This is a genomic window from Aquimarina intermedia, from assembly GCF_008124785.1.
Classification (GTDB): domain Bacteria; phylum Bacteroidota; class Bacteroidia; order Flavobacteriales; family Flavobacteriaceae; genus Aquimarina; species Aquimarina intermedia.
On sequence record NZ_VNHU01000004.1, the window covers coordinates 70,435 to 88,335 of the forward strand.

Genomic DNA, 17,901 nt, shown 5'->3' on the forward strand with positions numbered 1-17,901 from the left:
GACAAGAGACAAGAGACAAGAGACAAGAGACAAGAGACAAGAGACAAGAGACAAGAGACAAGAGAAAAGAGAAGAGAGTAGAGAGCAAAGAGCAAAAACTAAGAACTAGTGGCTCGTGGCTAAAACAACTTGTGCCTAGAGCCTAGAAAAACTATAAAGAAAAAACATTGGATACACCGACAAATGAAAAATTCAGAGATAGCATAGGTACCGTGACCGACGAGGGGAAACGTGCTTGGGTATATCCAAAAAAACCAAGTGGTAAGTTTTATACGTATCGTAAATGGGTAAGCTATCTATTGCTGATCTTTCTTTTCTCTGCTCCTTTTATCAAAATCAATGGTAATCAGCTCTTTCTCTTCAATGTGCTCGAGCGACGCTTTAATACTTTTGGTGCACCCTTCTGGCCACAGGATTTCCATTTATTCGTTATTTCCATGCTCATCGGAGTTGTATTTGTCACCTTGTTTACGGTTGGATTTGGTCGCATTTTTTGTGGATGGATTTGTCCGCAGACCATCTTTATGGAGATGGTTTTTCGGCGTATCGAATATTGGATTGACGGAGATCGTGGTTCGCAAATTCGGTTAGATAAACAGCCATGGAATGCAGAGAAGATTAAAAAACGTCTACTTAAATGGTTTATATTTTTTGTTATCTCATTTCTCATCGCCAACGTATTTCTGGCGTATCTCATCGGCAGTGACCAACTCATACAATACATCTTTATAAATGGTCCCTTTGCGCATGTGAGTACGCTGATCTCTCTGGTGATCTTTACACTGGTTTTTTATTTTGTCTTTGCTTGGTTTCGTGAACAAGTATGCATCATAGCTTGCCCCTATGGACGCTTACAAGGGGTGCTGTTGGATTCAAAATCAATTGTGGTGGCCTATGATTATAAGCGAGGAGAAAAAGAAGCTGGAAGGGCTAAATTTAAGAAAAATGAAGGTCGCCCAGCTACAGGAAAGGGTGATTGTATTGATTGTTTTCAATGTGTTCACGTATGTCCTACCGGTATAGACATTCGCAATGGTACCCAATTAGAGTGTGTGAATTGTACCGCCTGTATTGATGCGTGTGATCATATGATGGAAAAAGTGAATCTGCCAAAAGGCCTCATTCGCTACGCGAGTGAAGAGAACATTGCCAAAAAAGCAAAGTTTACGTTTACTCCGCGGTTAAAGGGAAATACTGCTGTTTTAGTGATTCTTACCGGAATTTTAAGCGGTATGTTGTTTCTGCGCAATGATATAGAAGCGAACATCTTGCGACTCCCCGGACAACTCTATGAACATAAAGAACATAACATTATAAGTAATGTATATACGTTTAAACTAATAAACAAAACAACCGAAGCTATCCCGGATGTACATTTTAAATTATTATCGCATGAAGGTACTATCAAAGTCGTAACTCATAAAAATTTTATCGTTCCCAAACAGGGACTGGCAGAAGGTACTTTATTTATAGAGATTAATAGTGCTGCCCTTAGCGGCGATAAAGATAAACTTCGCATCGGCGTCTATAGCTCAGATACATTGATAGAAACCACCACCACCGCGTTTCTCGGTCCGCGTAGTTATCGGTAGTCAACAAGGAAAAAGTGAAGAGGCAAAAGGCATAAGAGCGTGAAGAACAGAGAGAAGAGAACAATGAGAAGAGAGAACAGAGAGAAAAACCTAACAACTAGTGCCTAATGGCTACTAACTAGTGCCTAAAAAAAGTAACTATGAAAATTAATTGGGGAACAGCAATTGTACTTGCATTTATAGGGTTTATATCCTTTATTTTATTCTTTGTGATTCGGATGAATACGAATACGGCATACCAACATGATTTGGTTACCGAAGAATATTATAAAAAAGAACTGGCGTTTCAAGAAGAGATTACTGCTCAGGAAAAAGGCAACGCTCTTACTACCAACATTACCATCGCCAAAACAGTAGAGGGTATAGTTATCAACTTTCCCGCGGATATTCAATTCAAAGAAATTACGGGGATTGTTACGCTGTACCGTCCGTCAAATAAGAAGTTAGATTTTGAGATCCCAATAAAACTAGTCAGCCCCACCCTACTGATCCCTAATTCAGAATTAATCGACGGTCGGTGGAATGTGGATGTCAACTGGACGCATCAGGGAACAAACTACTTATTCAAACAACATATCACTTTGTAAGTCATGTATCTTTCGGCAATCATATTAGGTTTATTGGGTAGCTTCCACTGCATTGGGATGTGCGGTCCTATTGCTTTTATGCTTCCGTTAAATCATCGTGAGCCCGTTAAAAAATTCTTTCAGCTATCCCTGTATCATATGGGTCGGCTGTTGGCATACGGGATTTTAGGGTTATTTTTTGGTGCCATTGGCGAACGCTTATACCTTTTCGGCTTACAACAAAAATTATCCATAGTGATAGGGTTGTTAATGATTGTAGTGATAATACTGCCAACCAAAACCTTTACCAAATACAACCTTTCAAAACCTATATATCGTCTCCTATCCAAGCTAAAAACCGCCCTGGGCAAGGAATTAAAAAAGAAGACCCCTGATACATTTTTGACCATTGGATTTTTAAATGGTTTACTGCCCTGCGGACTCGTATATATGGCGGTATTTGGTGCGATGGCGGGTGCTTCTATACTGGAGGGTAGTGTATATATGATGCTGTTTGGTGTAGGTACTATCCCGTTAATGACGATTGCGGTCTACGCCGGAAGTATGCTGAATGTAAAAGTACGTGCACGTCTGCAAAAAATGATTCCGGTGCTGGTGATTATCATCGGGCTCCTTTTTATCGTAAGAGGCCTAGGTTTGGGCATTCCTTATGTATCACCTAAAGCTCCCGTAGCTGAAGTAAGTGCCGACATGGAGTGTCATTAGAATCTTTTAGCAAATATTCTTTATAGCCAATACTCTTGTTATTATTTATTGATGTTGACCCCATCTTGATAAGGGGGGTACCCCCTATCACCTACCCCCTTGACCCCTCACCGAAGTAATTCGATGAATGCTTTTAATAACTATTACCCCTCTCCACATAGACTATTTGGCCTTCATTAAAGGTTTTATGGGGTTCATTATGGCCTTATAGCCCATTTGATGACCCTTTTTTGGGTTCATACCAGGGGTTACAGGCCTTAACACAAGGCTTCGAAGTACTTAAAGCAAGGCTCGAGATAGTTTGGGAACACCTATAAGGGTGTTAAAGAGAGGCTATAAGCACAAAAAAACCGCATCACTGCGGTTCTTTCTCTTAACGTAAGGGTAAATGGATAAAATCGTTATTCCGATGGATCGGTATCCTCGTTTGAATGCTTTCTGTTAAAGAGTTTTTTCATATCCTCGTACACCGTTTTTGCTCCGGGTTCATTTTCTTTAGATAAATAACGCACCATACGATAAAAACTCAAGGCATTGTTGTAATTATCATGATCCAATAGTGTTTTAGTATCTATGAGTTGTTGCGTTAGATTTTCCATCAAATGTACACGATCCTCGATCTGCTTGCGTACTGCATAATCACGATCAAACTCCTCTTTATCTATGAAGTTGGGCACCCACTCCGGGTTTTGCTCCATATAGTTTTTTACTTTGTCAACGATCAATTTGTTTTGATTGGCAATACGACCATATTGCTGTCTTTGATCCGCAGATATATTCACGGTTTTTCCTTTAAGGATCGTTTTAAAAGCGTTTAAATGTGTGTCGAGATCTTTTAATTCTTTGTCAGAGAAGCTGACACTAATTAGGTTTTCTAAAGCCATTGTTAGGTTTTTTGGTTATACTTACCAAAGCTACTACCTATAAATGGATTTTTATCAGGGGAAAAATACCCTTTTTTTATGCGCATGAATTTCTTCTGAAAAATAAAAAAAACCGCATCACTGCGGCTTTTTCTGAAAACTAAGGGTAAAAGGAAAATTTTTAATCTGCAACCATCATGTTTTCATCCATGATCACGTTGCCAAATAATTTCTTTATGTCTTGATATACGGTGTGAGCTCCCGGTTCATTTTTGGTCGCATAGTAGCGCACCATTCTGTAAAAACTCAAGGTGTTGTTATAATTGTCATGATCCAATAACGTCTTGGTATCGATTAACTGTTGTGTTAATTCTTGTAGTAAAGTAATACGTGCCTCGATGTGTTTGCCCACCAAATAATCACGATCAAATTCTTCTTTATCGATAAAGTTGGGAACCCACTTAGGATGCTTCCCCATATAGGTGATAACTTGATCTACTATCTGCTTATTACGATCAGCAATGTCGCTATAATGTATTCGTTGCTCTGACGATAGTGCAAAGGTTTTTGCTTTTATAATGTTTTGGATCCCTTGAATATGCGCGTCCAGTTCGTTTAACTCTTTATCCGAAAAATTCACATGAATTGATTTAAAAAAATAATTAGTAGTCCGTTTTATAAGTTGGAGCAAAACTATGATCTTTATTCGAAAGTGGTAAGGGGATAAAACCCCTTTTTGAAAGGGTTGCTTTCGCATTTTGTTTTAGGGTATCGACATGAGGTTATGTGGTTTAGGGGTAAATCCTGAAGAGCACGTACTTATACGTTTTATAATATTTGGGTACTTACGCTCTTTTATCTACACCTTAATAATCTGATCTTTATACTATAGAATAAGAATTGATTGTGGGTGGAAAGAATTATAGCTTTTAGCATACCAGTACTAAAGGACCTCACAATAGCTTGAATTTGTTTAACAATTAAAGATAGAAAAAATGAAAGAGCAAGATTTTAAAAATCCGGAGGAAGCGATGAAAGCGCTGGCTAGTGGCGAAGTGGAGACAGCTAAAGCAGCATCACAAGCAACCGTGGGATTAGGTCCAAATCAAAAAGGTTGGTTTACCTTATATTGGGAGGCCACTGCAGTGGGCAAGTACGATTGGATTGGATTATATGAAAACGTAAATAAAACGGATACTGAGTATATAACAGGTAACAACTGGCAGTGGGCCAGCAAAGGGAATGAATATGTGACCAATACGGCTTGTCAACCGGGGTACGCAGCGCGATACCTTATTTGGGATACCAATACTGAAAAATATAAAGCCATCGCTAAAACAGGCGCCTATCCAAAAAAGATTAGTTCTAAGTGAATATGTAATTTCCGTTTGAATAAGCCTATATCGTTTAAGATGATATAGGTTTGTTTATTTTGGTTTTTTAAAACGAGAAAATAAACGTAGTACATCGTATACCCTTTATCGATTTAATTCACCGATGATTTAAAGATTATATTTTCTTTTTTGATATGGGATCACATATGGAATTAAGACCATAGCGATCTTGATGAGATCTTTGGCTTCATCTACGACATAGATAATTTTATATTGATTGTCTGTAAGCGAACGATAGGTAATCTTAGCGTGTTTCACAAAGGAAATGACCTTCCAGTCTAGAACTACACTTTACTCTGATTTCATAAATAATTTTGTACATAGGTTTTTTTCATTCCAGCTAATTGAATTTTTCTGCATCTTTAAGACCGAAGTACATTGGATATTCAACAGTTGTGTCTTTTTTAAATAAAAATAACTCATTTGAATTTGCAGGTTTTGAAATCGAATCTCCCTTCTCAATAAATTTTATATTCGAAGAACCAATTTCCAAATCAATAAAGTCTTCAATATCATATATTTTAACTAAAATTCCGCTATTAGATCGGAATTTGTACTCGACAATTCCGTTCAGTGAGTTTTGATAGTATTCCTTCGTATGCCAATACGAATTCCAAAAAATAAAAACAAATAGTCCAATACCAATAGTAAGAAATATTCCTTTTTTTAGTTTTAGAAAATGATGGATTATCATAAAGTTAAATTTAGTTTTAGCTTTTCAACTTACGTACAACATTTAGCTATTATTAGTATGGAATTTCAAAGCAGCAAACTTTTTGTTAATTATTAAAGTAATTTTTTTGGTTTGTTTAAATTTTTCTTTTTCAATAATAAATCAAAAGATTTATCGACTTTACAAATAGACATAAACTTTTTGATTACACTCTAATGGCCCAATTTGCTATACAATAGTTTTGGACATAGCTATTTAGTTTTTATAAGTCGTATTACAATAAGGATGGGTTATTTGTCCGTTTTCAGGATTTCCTTGTCCTCCGTCTTGTTTTCTGTCAATGTGGTCAATAGTAATTGAATTTTTATGAATAAACCCATTGCAAATTTTACATCTAACACCATTTTTCAATGCTTCTTTAATAAATACTTCAGATTTGGAATCAGTCGTAAAGTTGCTGAAAATTTCTTTAGACTCAGGCGTTGATTGTAAAGTTATATAATCAAATCTGGTAATTTGAATTATCTCTTTAACACTTTCTTTTACAGACTTACCTTCTAGTAATTTTTTATTTATTTCAGTGTAAAATTCCACTACGTGTGGGATAGCTTTAAATGCAGTTCTATATTTCCTTGAAATTTGTTGAATGATATATTCATAACCAAGTAAAAATTCTTCAAATTTCTCTCTGGTTTGTATAAAGTCGTTATACTTGTTTCTTTTGTCTAGTTCTTTTACATAAGCTAACGTGAAATAAAACGAAGCTGGTTTATGTTTGCCTTCTATTGAATAAAAATATACAATTGGATGCAATCCAAGAGAAGAAGGATGTACACTATTTAAACGCCAAGCTAATTTCCTCACATTTTTTAAATATCTCAAAGTTTGTGAGCCATCTATATCATCATTTAGATTTTCTGAAAAATTTGGGCCTATGTTACTGCTCATATTTACAAACTCCAAAATTAGAGGTAAACTTTGGGCCGAAGCTAGTTTCCCACCAATTGGAATATCTAAAGTCTTTACTGGTGTTTTTAATGTAGGATTGTAAATTATATTATGAATTTCTTTTGATATTTTTTGGATCTCAGCTTGAATTTCAGCCGAAAAATCTGACCAATATTTGTGTCCTTGTCCACCTCGGATAATCGCTCTTGCGGCTATACAATTTCCTTTTTTTCTCGATTCAAGTATTTTTAATTCAGTTGGGTCTATTTTTGAAGGTTGTTGATTTATTTTGAAGAATGATTTCTCGGCTTTTTTAGCATCCCCATCCACCCATTGAACTTGAATTGAAAAAGCACCTAAATTTTTAGCCTTTTGAATTAGGTCCTCATTTCCATTTTCTTGAATTGGTGCGTTTATAATATCCTCATATTTACCAATTCTCTTACTTATTAATTTCCGTGTTTTTTGCGCTATATCTTTAAATTCCTCGTTTAAGCTATCTCCAAACAATTTTTGCGAAATTTCTCCATCTCCATAATCATCCTTAATCCATGAAATTAATGCACTGAGCCTATGTGCACCATCGATAACAAAATACAAACCAGTATTATTTCTCCATAAAATAATTGCAGGTATTAACTCTCCATTGATAAAACTCTCAATAAATTCAGCAATTTTTTTTGCATCCCATTCATTAGTCTCTCTTTGAAAATCAGGTTTTCTCAAAAATGGATAAAAGAATCCACCTGTAAAATTAGAAATTGATATTGAGTTGAATAAATTAGTTGAGTTTTGGCTCCCAATTACTTCGAAATCTTCTCTTGGTATTATTGCATCTAAATTTACCTTTGCCATTATTTAATTTTGATTTTAACAGGATTACTTTAATTTTACTCAACACTCATATTCAGCTCATATATCCTCTTTAGATAACAGGATCACGTCTCGTATTATAAACCGTAGCGATCTTGATAAGATCTTTGGCTTCATCTACGGTATAAATAATTTTATATTGATTGGCTGTGAGTGATCGGTAGGTAATCTTATCACGTTGTAAAGATTCTTCTACACTCCCTAAAAAAGGTTCTTCGATAAGAAGGTTTACTTCGCCTATGATAGTATGTATCACCTTTTTTGCCGCTTTAAGACTGGAGCGCTTAATATGCTGCTCGTATACTTGTTCTAACTGATTCTCAGCCAAGGCGGACCATATAATTTTATTTACCATTACTTAAATTTTGAAATTAATGCTGCCATGGGCACGTGCTTACCATTTTGAAAGTCATGCGCTGCTTGATCAATCATCTCCTGCAAGGTAGTAAGGGACATGGGTACCAAGGTCTCTTCGATAGCAAAGGCGTTTTCATTCTTGAGTACGGTCTCAAGTCGGGCAATAATCTCTTCGTCCTGTAGTTTTAAAAACTCCTGAACGAAGGTAATTTTTCTTGATGACAAATCCATATACAGTTGGTTTTACTCAAAAGTACAAAATTAACTGTCACCATAATTAGAAAAAACAAGTCACTCCCTTTATCTTATAAAACATTGATTGATTAGCAATATGTTTATCAAACTGTCATAGAAAACAGTTGTGTCTTGGGTTGATGGGCTTGTAACCGCAAGTCAAAAGCCATACAAATATTACGTACAAAGGGTTTTCCTTTTTCTAAGATCGTAATCCCTTCGGTATCCAATTCCAGTAATCCATCATTTTGCAGCGGTGCAAGTCTTTCTAAGACTTCATCCAAATTTTGGATTTTCAAGGTGCCTTCGTCCCATCGTGTTTGCATACGACACATAAGATCTAGAATATGCTGACGCACACTCTCATCTACCTCGGTCAAAAGATGTCCTCTAAACACTGGAAGAATCTGTTCATTAACCAAATGCTTGTATTCTTCAATTCCTTTTACATTTTGCGCAAATCCATACCAACTGTCACCAATGGCTGAGACCCCGAGGCCAACCATCAATTGTGTTTTTGATGCGGTATACCCCATAAAATTACGGTGCAAGCTCTTGTTTTCCATAGATTGATATAATGCATCTGTGACAAGTGCAAAGTGATCCATACCTACCTCAACATATCCAACACTTGCCAGGAGTGCTTTACCAAGTTCGTATTGTGCCCGTTTATCTGCCGGTGCCGGCAAATCACTGTCTTTAAATCCTCGTTGTCCGTTCCCCTTTTGCCATGGCACATGGGCATAACTATAAAAAGCCAAACGATCCGGCATGAGTTCTTTTGTTTTCAAAATTGTATGGCGAACATCCTCCTGCGTCTGAAAAGGTAAGCCAAAGATAATGTCATGTCCTACCGAGGTATAACCTATCTCTCTGGCCAGCTGCGTTACTTGCTGTACTTGCTCAAACGTTTGGGTACGATGAATCGCATTTTGTACTTTTTCATTATAATCTTGCACCCCAAAGCTTACACGGCGAAAACCCAGATCATATAAGGTCTGTAAATGTAATTTAGTAGTATTGCCAGGGTGTCCTTCAAAACTGAACTCAAAATCGTCAGCTAAGGTTGCAGTTCTTAAAATACCTTTGATCAGATACTCCAAATTTTCTGGCGAAAAAAAAGTGGGTGTACCTCCACCTAAATGTAATTCTTTAATTCTGGGCTTGGTTGCAAAAAACTTTAGATATAGATCCCATTCTTTGAGTAAGGTATTTATATAAGGCAATTCTACTTCGTGACGCTTGGTTATACGTTTATTACAGCCGCAAAACGTACACAAGGACTCACAATATGGTAAGTGGATATATACGCTCAATCCTTCACTCCTATTTGATTCGATATAGGACTGACGAACAGTATTTTTATACTCGCCCAATGAGAATGTTTCGTTATCCCAATAAGGAACTGTTGGATAACTGGTATAACGAGGTCCGGGAATATTATTTTTATTTACTAAGGATTGACACATAGAATAAGTTTTACTTTACAATTAGAAATGAAATGGTTGTATTGGGGTTGATGTCACTCATGGAGGACTAAAAACGGAATATCGGTATGGTAGCTAATTTCTTCAACTAAGGGATGAAATAATATACGCTGAAAGAAATTGAGATTCTTAGCCACCATCGTAATCATATCAATATCCCTGCTCTCCACAAAACACTGCACAGCATGTTCAATACTGGAATTGGATAAAAAATGAAAACTATGCGGAATGGTATCTCCCAGGTGCCGATCAAGAAAATCTTTATTGTTCTGTTGATTGTCAGAGAGCGTCTCATCCTTTTTGGCCACATGTAATACGCGTAATGCTGCACTTTTATCAACTAATAATTGTGTCAGCGTGTCCAAAACTCTTGTTTTATAATTTATGTTATAATCAGTAGGAAATGCTATTTCTTTTGGACGCTTATAGGTTGCATTTTCTGGAATTACCAGTACGGGACATTTTACTTTGGTAATGACATCTCCCGTATTGCTGCCAATAGCTCGTTTTAATGCATTGGTAGCTCCCTTGGTCCCCATAACAATAAAGTCAATTTGCTTATCTACAATGTTTTTACGTATCCCATCGACAAAAAAGATGTATTCTAACAGGGGTTCAAAAGTATGTTTTGTGTTAAGCGGGAGTTTTTCTATACGTTTTACAAGGGATTTTAGCTGATTTTTTGCATCACTTGTCAGGTTGTCGGTAAGTAGCGCTTCATGTTCGTTCTCTACTTGAAACATAGCATCATCGATAACAACATCTTCTGCTGATGCTACGTGCAATAGATAAAATGTGCACTGTGTTTTTTTAAAAAAAGCAACCGCATACTGAATGGCATTCCATGAGTTTTCAGAAAAATCGGTTGGTATTAGTATTTTTTTCATGGAGTATACTTTGATTATTTACAAAAGTATAGTCCTCAATGAATGAAAAATATGATAAAAATCAGATTGCTCCAAAAAGTAGCCTTAGTCTACCATTTTTAAAGCCTGAAGGTCTAAAATTTTAATATTACGCCCTTCTATTGCAATGAGTCCGTCTTTTTTAAATCCTGATAAGGTTCTGATTAAACTCTCGGTTGCAATACCCGCAACACTTGCAAGGTCATTGCGAGAAATCTTTATATCATCTTCGGGTTTTTTATTAAGTACCGCTGCAAATTGTAAGATGGTTTTGGCCGTCTTCTTACGCACTGAACTATAAGCCATCTGCAACAGCTGATTTTTGACTTCGCTTAAGTTATCGGTAAGTAATTCCATTAATTCCAAAGAAACCGTGGTACTTTTTTCCAAAATTTGTTTTAGTTCTTTCTTAGTTACCATGGCTAACTCAACATCCTCTACCGCAGTCGCCGTTTCCTTATAACTAATAGTTTCTAAAAACGTAGTAAAACCTAAAAAATCATCGGCCTTATACAAAGCTGTGATCAAGTCTTTACCATTTTCATCCATGGTATGCGTTTTGACCACCCCTTTAAGTAGCAGAAAAATATTATTTGAATGTTCGCCTTTTTTATATACCGTATCGCCTTTCGCTACTGAAAGTAATTGACCATTATCGTCAAAAAAATTCTTCAGTTCATTAAGATTTCTTAAACTATCCTGAGTATCAGTGTCGTTTTGCTCTTCTTCCTGATCCCTATCCAGATTAAGCAATACTGATTTTGCAAGCCTACTTTCTATAGCACTTAGCAAGTCTTCTTCATCAAATGGCTTCGTTAAGTAATCATCAGCTCCCAAGTCCATCCCCTTTCTTATTTCTTTGTGCTCAGTCTTTGCTGATAAAAAAATAAAAGGAATATTTCTTGTCTTATTACCCTTCGATAAGGATTCCAACACTCCGTAGCCATCAATCTCCGGCATCATAATATCACATACCACAATATCAGGAAACACTTCTTTTGCTTTTTGTATTCCAATTGTACCATTTGGTGCGGTAATGACCTTATAATCGGATAACTCAAGAAGTTCTGCGGTATTTTCTCGTAAAGCTGCATCATCCTCGATAAGCAAAATAGTTTTCATAATGAATTCGTTAATGTGTTTCTGTAGTACTTATGGGTAAACTGATTTCAAATGTAGTTCCAACACCTTCGGTACTGGTAAAGGTAATGGATCCTCCTAAATTCTCAAGATGACTCTTCACTATATTGAGTCCGATACCGGTTCCTTGATCCAATAAAGCATTCTCTGCTCTAAAATAGCGTTTGAAAATAAATTTCTGCTCTTTCTCAGGGATTCCGATGCCCTCATCTTGTATGGTAAACTTAAAGCATTCCTTCAATTTTGTCACCTTAAGATCAATGGTTGTATGCTCTCCGGAATATTTTACTGCGTTATGGACAAGATTAGACAAAACAAGTTCCAATATTTTTTCATCAAAATGTACAGTGAATTCATCCGCATTTTGTGGATATACAATTTTTTGTCCGTCCTTAAGAAGCATATTCGCATTATAAATAACTTCGTTGATCACCTTACTCAGAGGAAAGGAAGTAAATTTATAGGATACTTTACCCGTCTCCAAGCGTTCTATAGATAAGAAATCATTAAGAATATTATCCAGATACTTTACTTTGCTTTTAATAGTATCCAAATGTTTTTCACGCTTATCCTGCTGTTGTTCCTTGGTATATTTACCTGCTAAGGTTGCAGATGTTAGAATTCCGCTCAGTGGTGTTTTAAATTCGTGAGAAACCAGTGACAAAAACTTTGTTTTTAATTCATTGAGTTCACGCTCTTTCTTAAGTGATTCTGTGATTCTTTCTTCTGCCTCTTTCCTAAGTTTAACTTCTTCTTGCAAAGCAGAAATAGTTGTGTTGAGGTCCTTGGTGCGGACAGCAACCTTTTGTTCTAAGCTTTTATTTAGCTCTTGTATTTCTCGCTCTTGTTTCTTACGATTGGTAATATCAATAACAAGTGCCATGACATAATTATTTCCATAAATTGTAAATGGATTGAGACCTGCCTCAACGGCAAACATAGATCCATCCTTACGCACCCCGTGTAAATCGCGCCCGTGACCCATCTGACGCTTTTCTGAATGCTCTACAAAACGTTCAAAATGCCCCTTGTGCGCATGATGATACTCACGGGGTATTAGAATATTAAGGGACTTGCCAATTAATTCATCTTTTAAGTATCCAAAAAGTTGCTCTGCCGATCCATTCGTAGCAACGATAGTTTGCTGCTCATTTACCACAATAATCCCTTCGGACACTGCTTCAGCCAGATTGGTAAATACATTGTTGCTTTTTTCAAATACTTTCATAAACCAAAAATAGGAATTTACTATAACTATAAGAAGTGATATATATCATAAAACAAATGACTGAATTACTATATTTTTAATTTTAAATTATTAAAAATAAATACAATGAGCACAACTAGTATAACGATCTATCAAAATTTAGGAAAATTGTTCTATGCTATTGCCGCCATTGATCGTGTAATTCGCGCTAAAGAATATGCAAAGCTAAAGGAGTTGGTTAAAAAGGATTGGGTGGCTGTGGATCAATTAACGGATGAGTTCAAAACAGATGCTGCATTTCAAATAGAAATTGTTTTTGATTGGCTTGAGAATGAAGACAAAGACCCTAATGAATGCTATGACGATTTTGAATCATATTACAAGGAAAACACAGCGCATTTTGATACCACTATAAAAAAACTAATATGGAAAACCGCCAATGAAATTGCCAATGCATTTTCCGGAAGAAATAAAGCTGAGGTTATACTGCTTACAAAATTAAAACTATTACTTGCATCATAACGCTTTATGATATGCGTCATATTTTATACGTCATAATACAACTACGTTTGTCCCTAAAAACTAATACTTATGAAATTTCAATCCCTGCTATTCCTTATGTTATTGCTTGCATCCTGCAAAAATAGAAATCAAAAAGAGACGATTAAAGCAGATAATCGGGTTACCACAACAGAAGTTATGAAGGATACTTTTGAGAGTCAGCAAACTTTCTCTGAAGATAAATTAACTCCTGATTATAACAAAACGCAACGGTTTAAAAGAGAAAAGCTTTTAGCTCTTGAAGATAAAAAAGAAGCATTAAAAGACCTTGTGAGTACAAAAACATTTAGTAAAGAAACCGATGACTATATTTTAAACTATCGATACCCTTATCTAAATGAAGAAATGAATGCTTCGTATAAAACGTTCAATAATTATATTAAAGAAACCTATCTAAACATCGCCGCTACCGAAAACGAAATTTTAGAAGATAAAGCGTTATTATGCGATACACTTAATATCAAAAGATTTATGGATAAGCGTACTATTGATTATAAACTGTTTTCGGCAAAAGACAATCTGGTGAGTGTGGTGCTTTATAAAGAAAATTATTATTCGGGCACCGTACATTCAGTCTATAGCTTTGATTGTATAAATTATAATACAAATACATCAGAGTTTATGACATTCAACGATATCTTTATTCCGAATGCCGAATCAGAAGTACTTACTATTATCAACCATACTATTACTCAAGGATTAGCATCGGGTGAGCTTTATTATGAGTGCTGGGAACTTTCTCCCGGAGATTTCCAAGTATATAAAAACAATTTTGTTATAAATGAAGCGCTGATTACTTTCTATTTTGATGATTGTGTGGTGTGTCCTTCGTATACGGGTACATATAGTATTGAAATTTCCACAGCTCGTTTTAAAACACTCCTCAAAAAAGATAATATTTTGTTATAACTCTGTTGTTTATTTTCTAAATCTGATCTGACAAAAAATGATTTTGTGTATCTTTCTGCTACTTTAAAACAATAAATGATGAAAAGTAACTTTAATAAACTTATAGACTCCCCTACACCCGTTCTTATTGACTTTTTTGCAGATTGGTGTGGTCCTTGTAAAATGTTGGGACCCATTTTAAAAGAAGTAAAAGAAGATCTCGGAGATGAAGTTAAAATAATTAAAATCGATGTAGATGCCAATCAAAACCTTGCTTCTCAATATCAAGTGAGAGGCGTTCCTACCATGTTATTATTTAAAGACGGAAAACAAGTTTGGCGACAATCTGGAGTTCTGCAAAAAAATGACATTATACAGGTCATTAATTCACATAAATAACAATTTTGAATATCAATCAATACATTGACCATACGCTACTGAAACCGCAAGCGGTAGCTGATGATATTAATACTTTATGTGAGGAAGCCATAAGCCATAATTTTTATGCGGTTTGTTTAAATGGATGTTATGTTGCCCAAGCAGTCAAACTACTTCAACATACCGCTGTTAAAGTAGCGGCCGTCATTGGATTTCCTCTTGGAGCAATGGCAACCAAAGCTAAAGTTTTTGAAGCGACACAAGCGATAGCAGATGGTGCTGACGAAATTGATATGGTTCTTAACATTGGCTGGCTTAAAGCTGGTGATCATGACTCGGTCGAAAAAGAAATAAAAGAGATCAAAACAGCTATTGGCGAAAAGGTCTTAAAAGTAATTATTGAAACCTGTTTCCTGAACGGTACTGAAAAAAAAGTAGCCTGTCAATTATGTGTCAATGCCGGTGCGGACTTTGTGAAGACTTCAACTGGTTTTGGTACCGGCGGAGCAACCATGGATGACATAGAATTGATGAAAGAAGAGGTTGGAAATATGGTTAAGATAAAAGCCTCTGGCGGAATTAAAGATTATGCCACTGCAAAAGCTTATGTCGACCTTGGAGTTTCCAGAATCGGAACCTCATCGGGTGTTGCCATTATGTTAGCAAGTAAATCATAAACTATGAGTATCCATATAAACGCCCAACCGGGAGATGTTGCCGAAACCGTATTATTACCAGGAGATCCAATGCGGACCAAGTGGATTGCAGAAACTTTTCTTGAGAAGGTTATATGCTATAATGAAGTTCGCGGAATGCTAGGCTATACCGGTTATTACCAAGGCAAGCGTGTTTCGGTACAAGGAACAGGTATGGGTATTCCGTCTGCGCTTATTTATGCTCACGAATTAATCACCGACCATAAAGTAAAAAATCTGATTCGTGTTGGCTCCGCAGGTTCCTATCAAAAGGGTTTAAAGCCACGTGATATCGTGATCGCTATGTCTGCATCATCCACGTCGGGCATTAATAATGCCCGATTTAACAATTCGGATTATGCACCCACTGCCAATTTTGAGTTGTTGATGAAAGCGGTAGGTTATTGTCAGAAGAATACTATTGCTTTCAAAGCCGGCAATGTCCTCTCATCTGATGAGTTTTACGAAGACAACAAAGATTCCTATAAAAAATGGGCTGATTTTGGTGTTTTATGTGTAGAAATGGAAACTGCAGGACTCTATACCATCGCAGCTAAACACAACGTAAATGCCTTATCCATTTTAACCATTTCAGATTCATTGGTTACAGGAGAAGAATTATCAGCAGAGGATCGGGAAACCGGTTTTAGTACTATGGTAAATATTGCATTACATACACTATAAAAAAGGAGAAAATCTATGATAGATTTTCTCCTTCTCATTGTGTATTTTCTCTTTATATTTTAAATGTGAGCACTGGTAATTCTGAATGGTTGGCGATACGTTCTGTAATGCTTCCGCTAAAGAAATGGGCTATTCCGCGTCTGCCGTGGGTGGGTAATGCTATGATATCTGCTCCGATTTTATCGCTATACTTAAAAAGTGCACTTTCAACAGAATAATCGTTCAAATAAACTACCTTATCCATAACACTCAAATCTCCTGACTCAGCTTTGAATAAAAACTCACTTACATGCTCTTCTATTTGTGAAGTACTCTTAAAAGTTTCGTCCGGCAAGTTCACATATACCAAACGAACATTTGAACCCAGTAGCTTAAAAAGTTTCATAGCTTTATGATACACGCCAATATTCTCCATTTTGAAATCACATGCAAACACTACTTCCTTTACATTGAAGTCTTTTGCTCTATGTTTAATAACCAAAACAGGAACGTCAGAAGTTCGCACAACTTTTTCTGTATTCGAGCCCACAAAAACTTCTTCAAGACCACTTGAACCATGAGAACCCATGACGATTAGATCAACATCGTTTTCATTTACCACGGTATTGATTTCGCTAAAAATCTTATAATTCTGCACCATTTCGCTAACTTTTATACCTTTTAAATAAGGCTTATCCAAAAACGTATTAAATCGTTTTTCGGCGAGTCGCATATAAAACTGTGCTTCAGTAGCTTCTTGAGCTTCATCCTTGGTAAGAATAGCTTCAGACAATCCCATCATATGTAAAACTATGATTTCAGAATTATTTTGTTTAGCTAATGTAGCTGCAACCTCTAATGCATACTCCGAGTATTTTGAAAAATCAACAGGGACAAGTAATTTCTTCATAATGTATAAAATTTATACTCAAAAGTACTATCTGGTAAGGTTTTGAACTATGATAAATATCATAAGTGCATCAGATTCAATTTCAAAGTATTATACATGATAATTCTCATTTTTTTGCTCGTTGTTCCTAAGTACTTTTAAAATCTCAATTTAAAAAAAAACAAATGGAAACAATCACACAAGAGGTACACGGTATGCCAAGAATAGGAGATGATGCACCGGACTTCGAAGCTACAACGACGCATGGAAATATGAAATTCTCAGAATTTGCTGACTCCAAATGGGTTATTTTATTTTCTCATCCAGCCGATTTCACACCCGTTTGTACCACAGAACTTAGTGGTTTTGCACAGCGCAAAAATGATTTTGAAGCATTAAATACTAAACTAATCGGATTAAGTATTGATAGCATACACTCCCACTTAGCGTGGGTAAACAATGTGCATGAAAAGACGGATGTTTATCTCGATTTTCCAATCATTGCTGACATTGATATGAAAGTTGCCAAGTTATATGGTATGTTACAACCTAACGAAAGTGAAACTGCTGCTGTACGCGCAGTATTTTTTATTGATCCATATCAGAAAATACGACTTATAATGTATTATCCGCTTAACGTTGGTCGCAATATGGATGAAATTTTAAGAGCGTTGGAAGCATTGCAGGTTTCGGATGAACATAAGGTTGCGTTACCGCTGAACTGGAAAAAAGGCGATAAGGTAATTGTACCTCCACCTAAAACCTTACAACAAATGGAGCATAGAATTAAAGATACATCCTGTGAAAAAATTGATTTCTATTTAGCCAAAAAAGATTTAAAACTAGCGTAAGGAGAATACTT

The 17,901-nt window shown here is 36.0% G+C and carries 21 protein-coding genes; 10 read left to right on the top strand and 11 right to left on the bottom strand.

The genetic code is table 11. The annotated features are described in order from the left end of the window. Window positions 1-167 precede the first annotated feature (167 nt). The 3 genes from ccoG to BD809_RS07645 all read left to right on the top strand — a co-directional run bounded on the left by ccoG (window position 168) and on the right by BD809_RS07645 (window position 2,884). Window positions 168-1,592: a cytochrome c oxidase accessory protein CcoG gene (gene ccoG, locus BD809_RS07635; RefSeq protein ID WP_148782384.1), complete on the top strand. Its 1,425-nt coding sequence runs from the start codon at window positions 168-170 to the stop codon at window positions 1,590-1,592. Between the two features lie 140 nt (window positions 1,593-1,732). Then, window positions 1,733-2,179, top strand: a complete 447-nt coding sequence (locus BD809_RS07640; RefSeq protein WP_148782385.1) for a FixH family protein — start codon at window positions 1,733-1,735, stop codon at window positions 2,177-2,179. A 3-nt stretch (window positions 2,180-2,182) separates the two neighbouring features. Continuing rightward, window positions 2,183-2,884, top strand: a complete 702-nt coding sequence (locus BD809_RS07645; protein ID WP_148782386.1) for a sulfite exporter TauE/SafE family protein — start codon at window positions 2,183-2,185, stop codon at window positions 2,882-2,884. A gap of 401 nt (window positions 2,885-3,285) precedes the next feature. Here the strand turns inward: BD809_RS07645 and BD809_RS07650 are convergent, their stop codons facing one another. Together BD809_RS07650 and BD809_RS07655 are read right to left on the bottom strand one after the other, a co-directional pair. Continuing rightward, window positions 3,286-3,768, bottom strand: a complete 483-nt coding sequence (locus tag BD809_RS07650) for a hypothetical protein (RefSeq protein ID WP_148782387.1) — start codon at window positions 3,766-3,768, stop codon at window positions 3,286-3,288. 160 nt (window positions 3,769-3,928) lie between these two features. Continuing rightward, window positions 3,929-4,387, bottom strand: a complete 459-nt coding sequence (locus BD809_RS07655) for a hypothetical protein (RefSeq protein ID WP_148782388.1) — start codon at window positions 4,385-4,387, stop codon at window positions 3,929-3,931. A gap of 355 nt (window positions 4,388-4,742) precedes the next feature. Here BD809_RS07655 and BD809_RS07660 point away from each other — a divergent pair, with 355 nt between their 5' ends. Further along, window positions 4,743-5,120, top strand: a complete 378-nt coding sequence (locus BD809_RS07660; protein ID WP_148782389.1) for a hypothetical protein — start codon at window positions 4,743-4,745, stop codon at window positions 5,118-5,120. A gap of 361 nt (window positions 5,121-5,481) precedes the next feature. Here the strand turns inward: BD809_RS07660 and BD809_RS07665 are convergent, their stop codons facing one another. The 8 genes from BD809_RS07665 to BD809_RS07700 form a co-directional block, all read right to left on the bottom strand. Beyond that, on the bottom strand, window positions 5,482-5,835 hold the full coding sequence (locus BD809_RS07665) for a hypothetical protein (RefSeq protein ID WP_148782390.1): 354 nt from the start codon (window positions 5,833-5,835) through the stop codon (window positions 5,482-5,484). 234 nt (window positions 5,836-6,069) lie between these two features. Further along, entirely contained in the window at window positions 6,070-7,617 is a 1,548-nt protein-coding gene (locus BD809_RS07670; RefSeq protein ID WP_148782391.1) for a GmrSD restriction endonuclease domain-containing protein, read from the bottom strand. A gap of 70 nt (window positions 7,618-7,687) precedes the next feature. Further along, window positions 7,688-7,990, bottom strand: a complete 303-nt coding sequence (locus BD809_RS07675; RefSeq protein ID WP_148782392.1) for a type II toxin-antitoxin system RelE/ParE family toxin — start codon at window positions 7,988-7,990, stop codon at window positions 7,688-7,690. Next, window positions 7,990-8,223 (bottom strand): hypothetical protein, encoded by a 234-nt coding sequence (locus BD809_RS07680; protein WP_148782393.1) that lies wholly within the window; start codon window positions 8,221-8,223, stop codon window positions 7,990-7,992. The genes BD809_RS07675 and BD809_RS07680 overlap by 1 nt, the downstream gene beginning before the upstream one ends. Before the next feature lie 107 nt (window positions 8,224-8,330). Next, the gene (gene hemN / locus BD809_RS07685) at window positions 8,331-9,695 is read right to left on the bottom strand and encodes an oxygen-independent coproporphyrinogen III oxidase (RefSeq protein WP_148782394.1); all 1,365 of its coding nucleotides are present in this window, start codon (window positions 9,693-9,695) and stop codon (window positions 8,331-8,333) included. A gap of 53 nt (window positions 9,696-9,748) precedes the next feature. Then, window positions 9,749-10,600: a universal stress protein gene (locus BD809_RS07690; protein WP_148782395.1), complete on the bottom strand. Its 852-nt coding sequence runs from the start codon at window positions 10,598-10,600 to the stop codon at window positions 9,749-9,751. Window positions 10,601-10,684: 84 nt separating this feature from the next. Beyond that, entirely contained in the window at window positions 10,685-11,740 is a 1,056-nt protein-coding gene (locus BD809_RS07695; protein ID WP_148782396.1) for a response regulator, read from the bottom strand. Between the two features lie 10 nt (window positions 11,741-11,750). Then, window positions 11,751-12,986, bottom strand: a complete 1,236-nt coding sequence (locus BD809_RS07700) for a PAS domain-containing sensor histidine kinase (RefSeq protein WP_148782397.1) — start codon at window positions 12,984-12,986, stop codon at window positions 11,751-11,753. 105 nt (window positions 12,987-13,091) lie between these two features. Here BD809_RS07700 and BD809_RS07705 point away from each other — a divergent pair, with 105 nt between their 5' ends. From BD809_RS07705 to deoD, 5 genes are all read left to right on the top strand, one after another. After that, complete coding sequence (locus BD809_RS07705; protein WP_148782398.1) at window positions 13,092-13,487, top strand: hypothetical protein; 396 nt, start codon at window positions 13,092-13,094, stop codon at window positions 13,485-13,487. Between the two features lie 69 nt (window positions 13,488-13,556). After that, window positions 13,557-14,435 (top strand): DUF3298 domain-containing protein, encoded by an 879-nt coding sequence (locus tag BD809_RS07710; RefSeq protein WP_148782399.1) that lies wholly within the window; start codon window positions 13,557-13,559, stop codon window positions 14,433-14,435. 78 nt (window positions 14,436-14,513) lie between these two features. Next, window positions 14,514-14,813 carry a thioredoxin gene (gene trxA / locus BD809_RS07715; protein ID WP_148782400.1) on the top strand — a complete coding sequence of 100 codons (300 nt, stop codon included), beginning with the start codon at window positions 14,514-14,516 and terminating at the stop codon, window positions 14,811-14,813. A 5-nt stretch (window positions 14,814-14,818) separates the two neighbouring features. Beyond that, window positions 14,819-15,469, top strand: coding sequence for a deoxyribose-phosphate aldolase (deoC, locus tag BD809_RS07720; RefSeq protein WP_148782401.1), 651 nt, complete (start codon window positions 14,819-14,821; stop codon window positions 15,467-15,469). Window positions 15,470-15,472: 3 nt separating this feature from the next. After that, window positions 15,473-16,171: a purine-nucleoside phosphorylase gene (gene deoD, locus BD809_RS07725; RefSeq protein ID WP_148782402.1), complete on the top strand. Its 699-nt coding sequence runs from the start codon at window positions 15,473-15,475 to the stop codon at window positions 16,169-16,171. A 52-nt stretch (window positions 16,172-16,223) separates the two neighbouring features. On the opposite strand, the gene BD809_RS07730 is transcribed toward deoD, so the two are convergent. After that, complete coding sequence (locus tag BD809_RS07730) at window positions 16,224-17,060, bottom strand: universal stress protein (RefSeq protein ID WP_148782403.1); 837 nt, start codon at window positions 17,058-17,060, stop codon at window positions 16,224-16,226. Between the two features lie 164 nt (window positions 17,061-17,224). On the opposite strand from BD809_RS07730, the gene BD809_RS07735 reads away from it, so the two are divergent. Beyond that, complete coding sequence (locus tag BD809_RS07735) at window positions 17,225-17,890, top strand: peroxiredoxin (RefSeq protein WP_148782404.1); 666 nt, start codon at window positions 17,225-17,227, stop codon at window positions 17,888-17,890. Window positions 17,891-17,901: the final 11 nt, after the last annotated feature.

Excerpts from the sequence above, each read along its gene's own strand:
- deoD (WP_148782402.1), top strand. The coding sequence starts at position 15,473 with ATGAGTATCCATATAAACGCCCAACCGGGAGATGTTGCCGAAACCGTA.
- BD809_RS07705 (WP_148782398.1), top strand. The coding sequence starts at position 13,092 with ATGAGCACAACTAGTATAACGATCTATCAAAATTTAGGAAAATTGTTC.
- BD809_RS07710 (WP_148782399.1), top strand. The coding sequence starts at position 13,557 with ATGAAATTTCAATCCCTGCTATTCCTTATGTTATTGCTTGCATCCTGC.
- BD809_RS07675 (WP_148782392.1), bottom strand. The coding sequence starts at position 7,990 with ATGGTAAATAAAATTATATGGTCCGCCTTGGCTGAGAATCAGTTAGAA.
- BD809_RS07645 (WP_148782386.1), top strand. The coding sequence starts at position 2,183 with ATGTATCTTTCGGCAATCATATTAGGTTTATTGGGTAGCTTCCACTGC.
- BD809_RS07660 (WP_148782389.1), top strand. The coding sequence starts at position 4,743 with ATGAAAGAGCAAGATTTTAAAAATCCGGAGGAAGCGATGAAAGCGCTG.
- hemN (WP_148782394.1), bottom strand. The coding sequence starts at position 9,695 with ATGTGTCAATCCTTAGTAAATAAAAATAATATTCCCGGACCTCGTTAT.
- BD809_RS07735 (WP_148782404.1), top strand. The coding sequence starts at position 17,225 with ATGGAAACAATCACACAAGAGGTACACGGTATGCCAAGAATAGGAGAT.
- BD809_RS07700 (WP_148782397.1), bottom strand. The coding sequence starts at position 12,986 with ATGAAAGTATTTGAAAAAAGCAACAATGTATTTACCAATCTGGCTGAA.
- BD809_RS07695 (WP_148782396.1), bottom strand. The coding sequence starts at position 11,740 with ATGAAAACTATTTTGCTTATCGAGGATGATGCAGCTTTACGAGAAAAT.
- BD809_RS07730 (WP_148782403.1), bottom strand. The coding sequence starts at position 17,060 with ATGAAGAAATTACTTGTCCCTGTTGATTTTTCAAAATACTCGGAGTAT.
- BD809_RS07640 (WP_148782385.1), top strand. The coding sequence starts at position 1,733 with ATGAAAATTAATTGGGGAACAGCAATTGTACTTGCATTTATAGGGTTT.
- BD809_RS07665 (WP_148782390.1), bottom strand. The coding sequence starts at position 5,835 with ATGATAATCCATCATTTTCTAAAACTAAAAAAAGGAATATTTCTTACT.
- BD809_RS07650 (WP_148782387.1), bottom strand. The coding sequence starts at position 3,768 with ATGGCTTTAGAAAACCTAATTAGTGTCAGCTTCTCTGACAAAGAATTA.
- trxA (WP_148782400.1), top strand. The coding sequence starts at position 14,514 with ATGAAAAGTAACTTTAATAAACTTATAGACTCCCCTACACCCGTTCTT.
- BD809_RS07690 (WP_148782395.1), bottom strand. The coding sequence starts at position 10,600 with ATGAAAAAAATACTAATACCAACCGATTTTTCTGAAAACTCATGGAAT.
- BD809_RS07680 (WP_148782393.1), bottom strand. The coding sequence starts at position 8,223 with ATGGATTTGTCATCAAGAAAAATTACCTTCGTTCAGGAGTTTTTAAAA.
- BD809_RS07670 (WP_148782391.1), bottom strand. The coding sequence starts at position 7,617 with ATGGCAAAGGTAAATTTAGATGCAATAATACCAAGAGAAGATTTCGAA.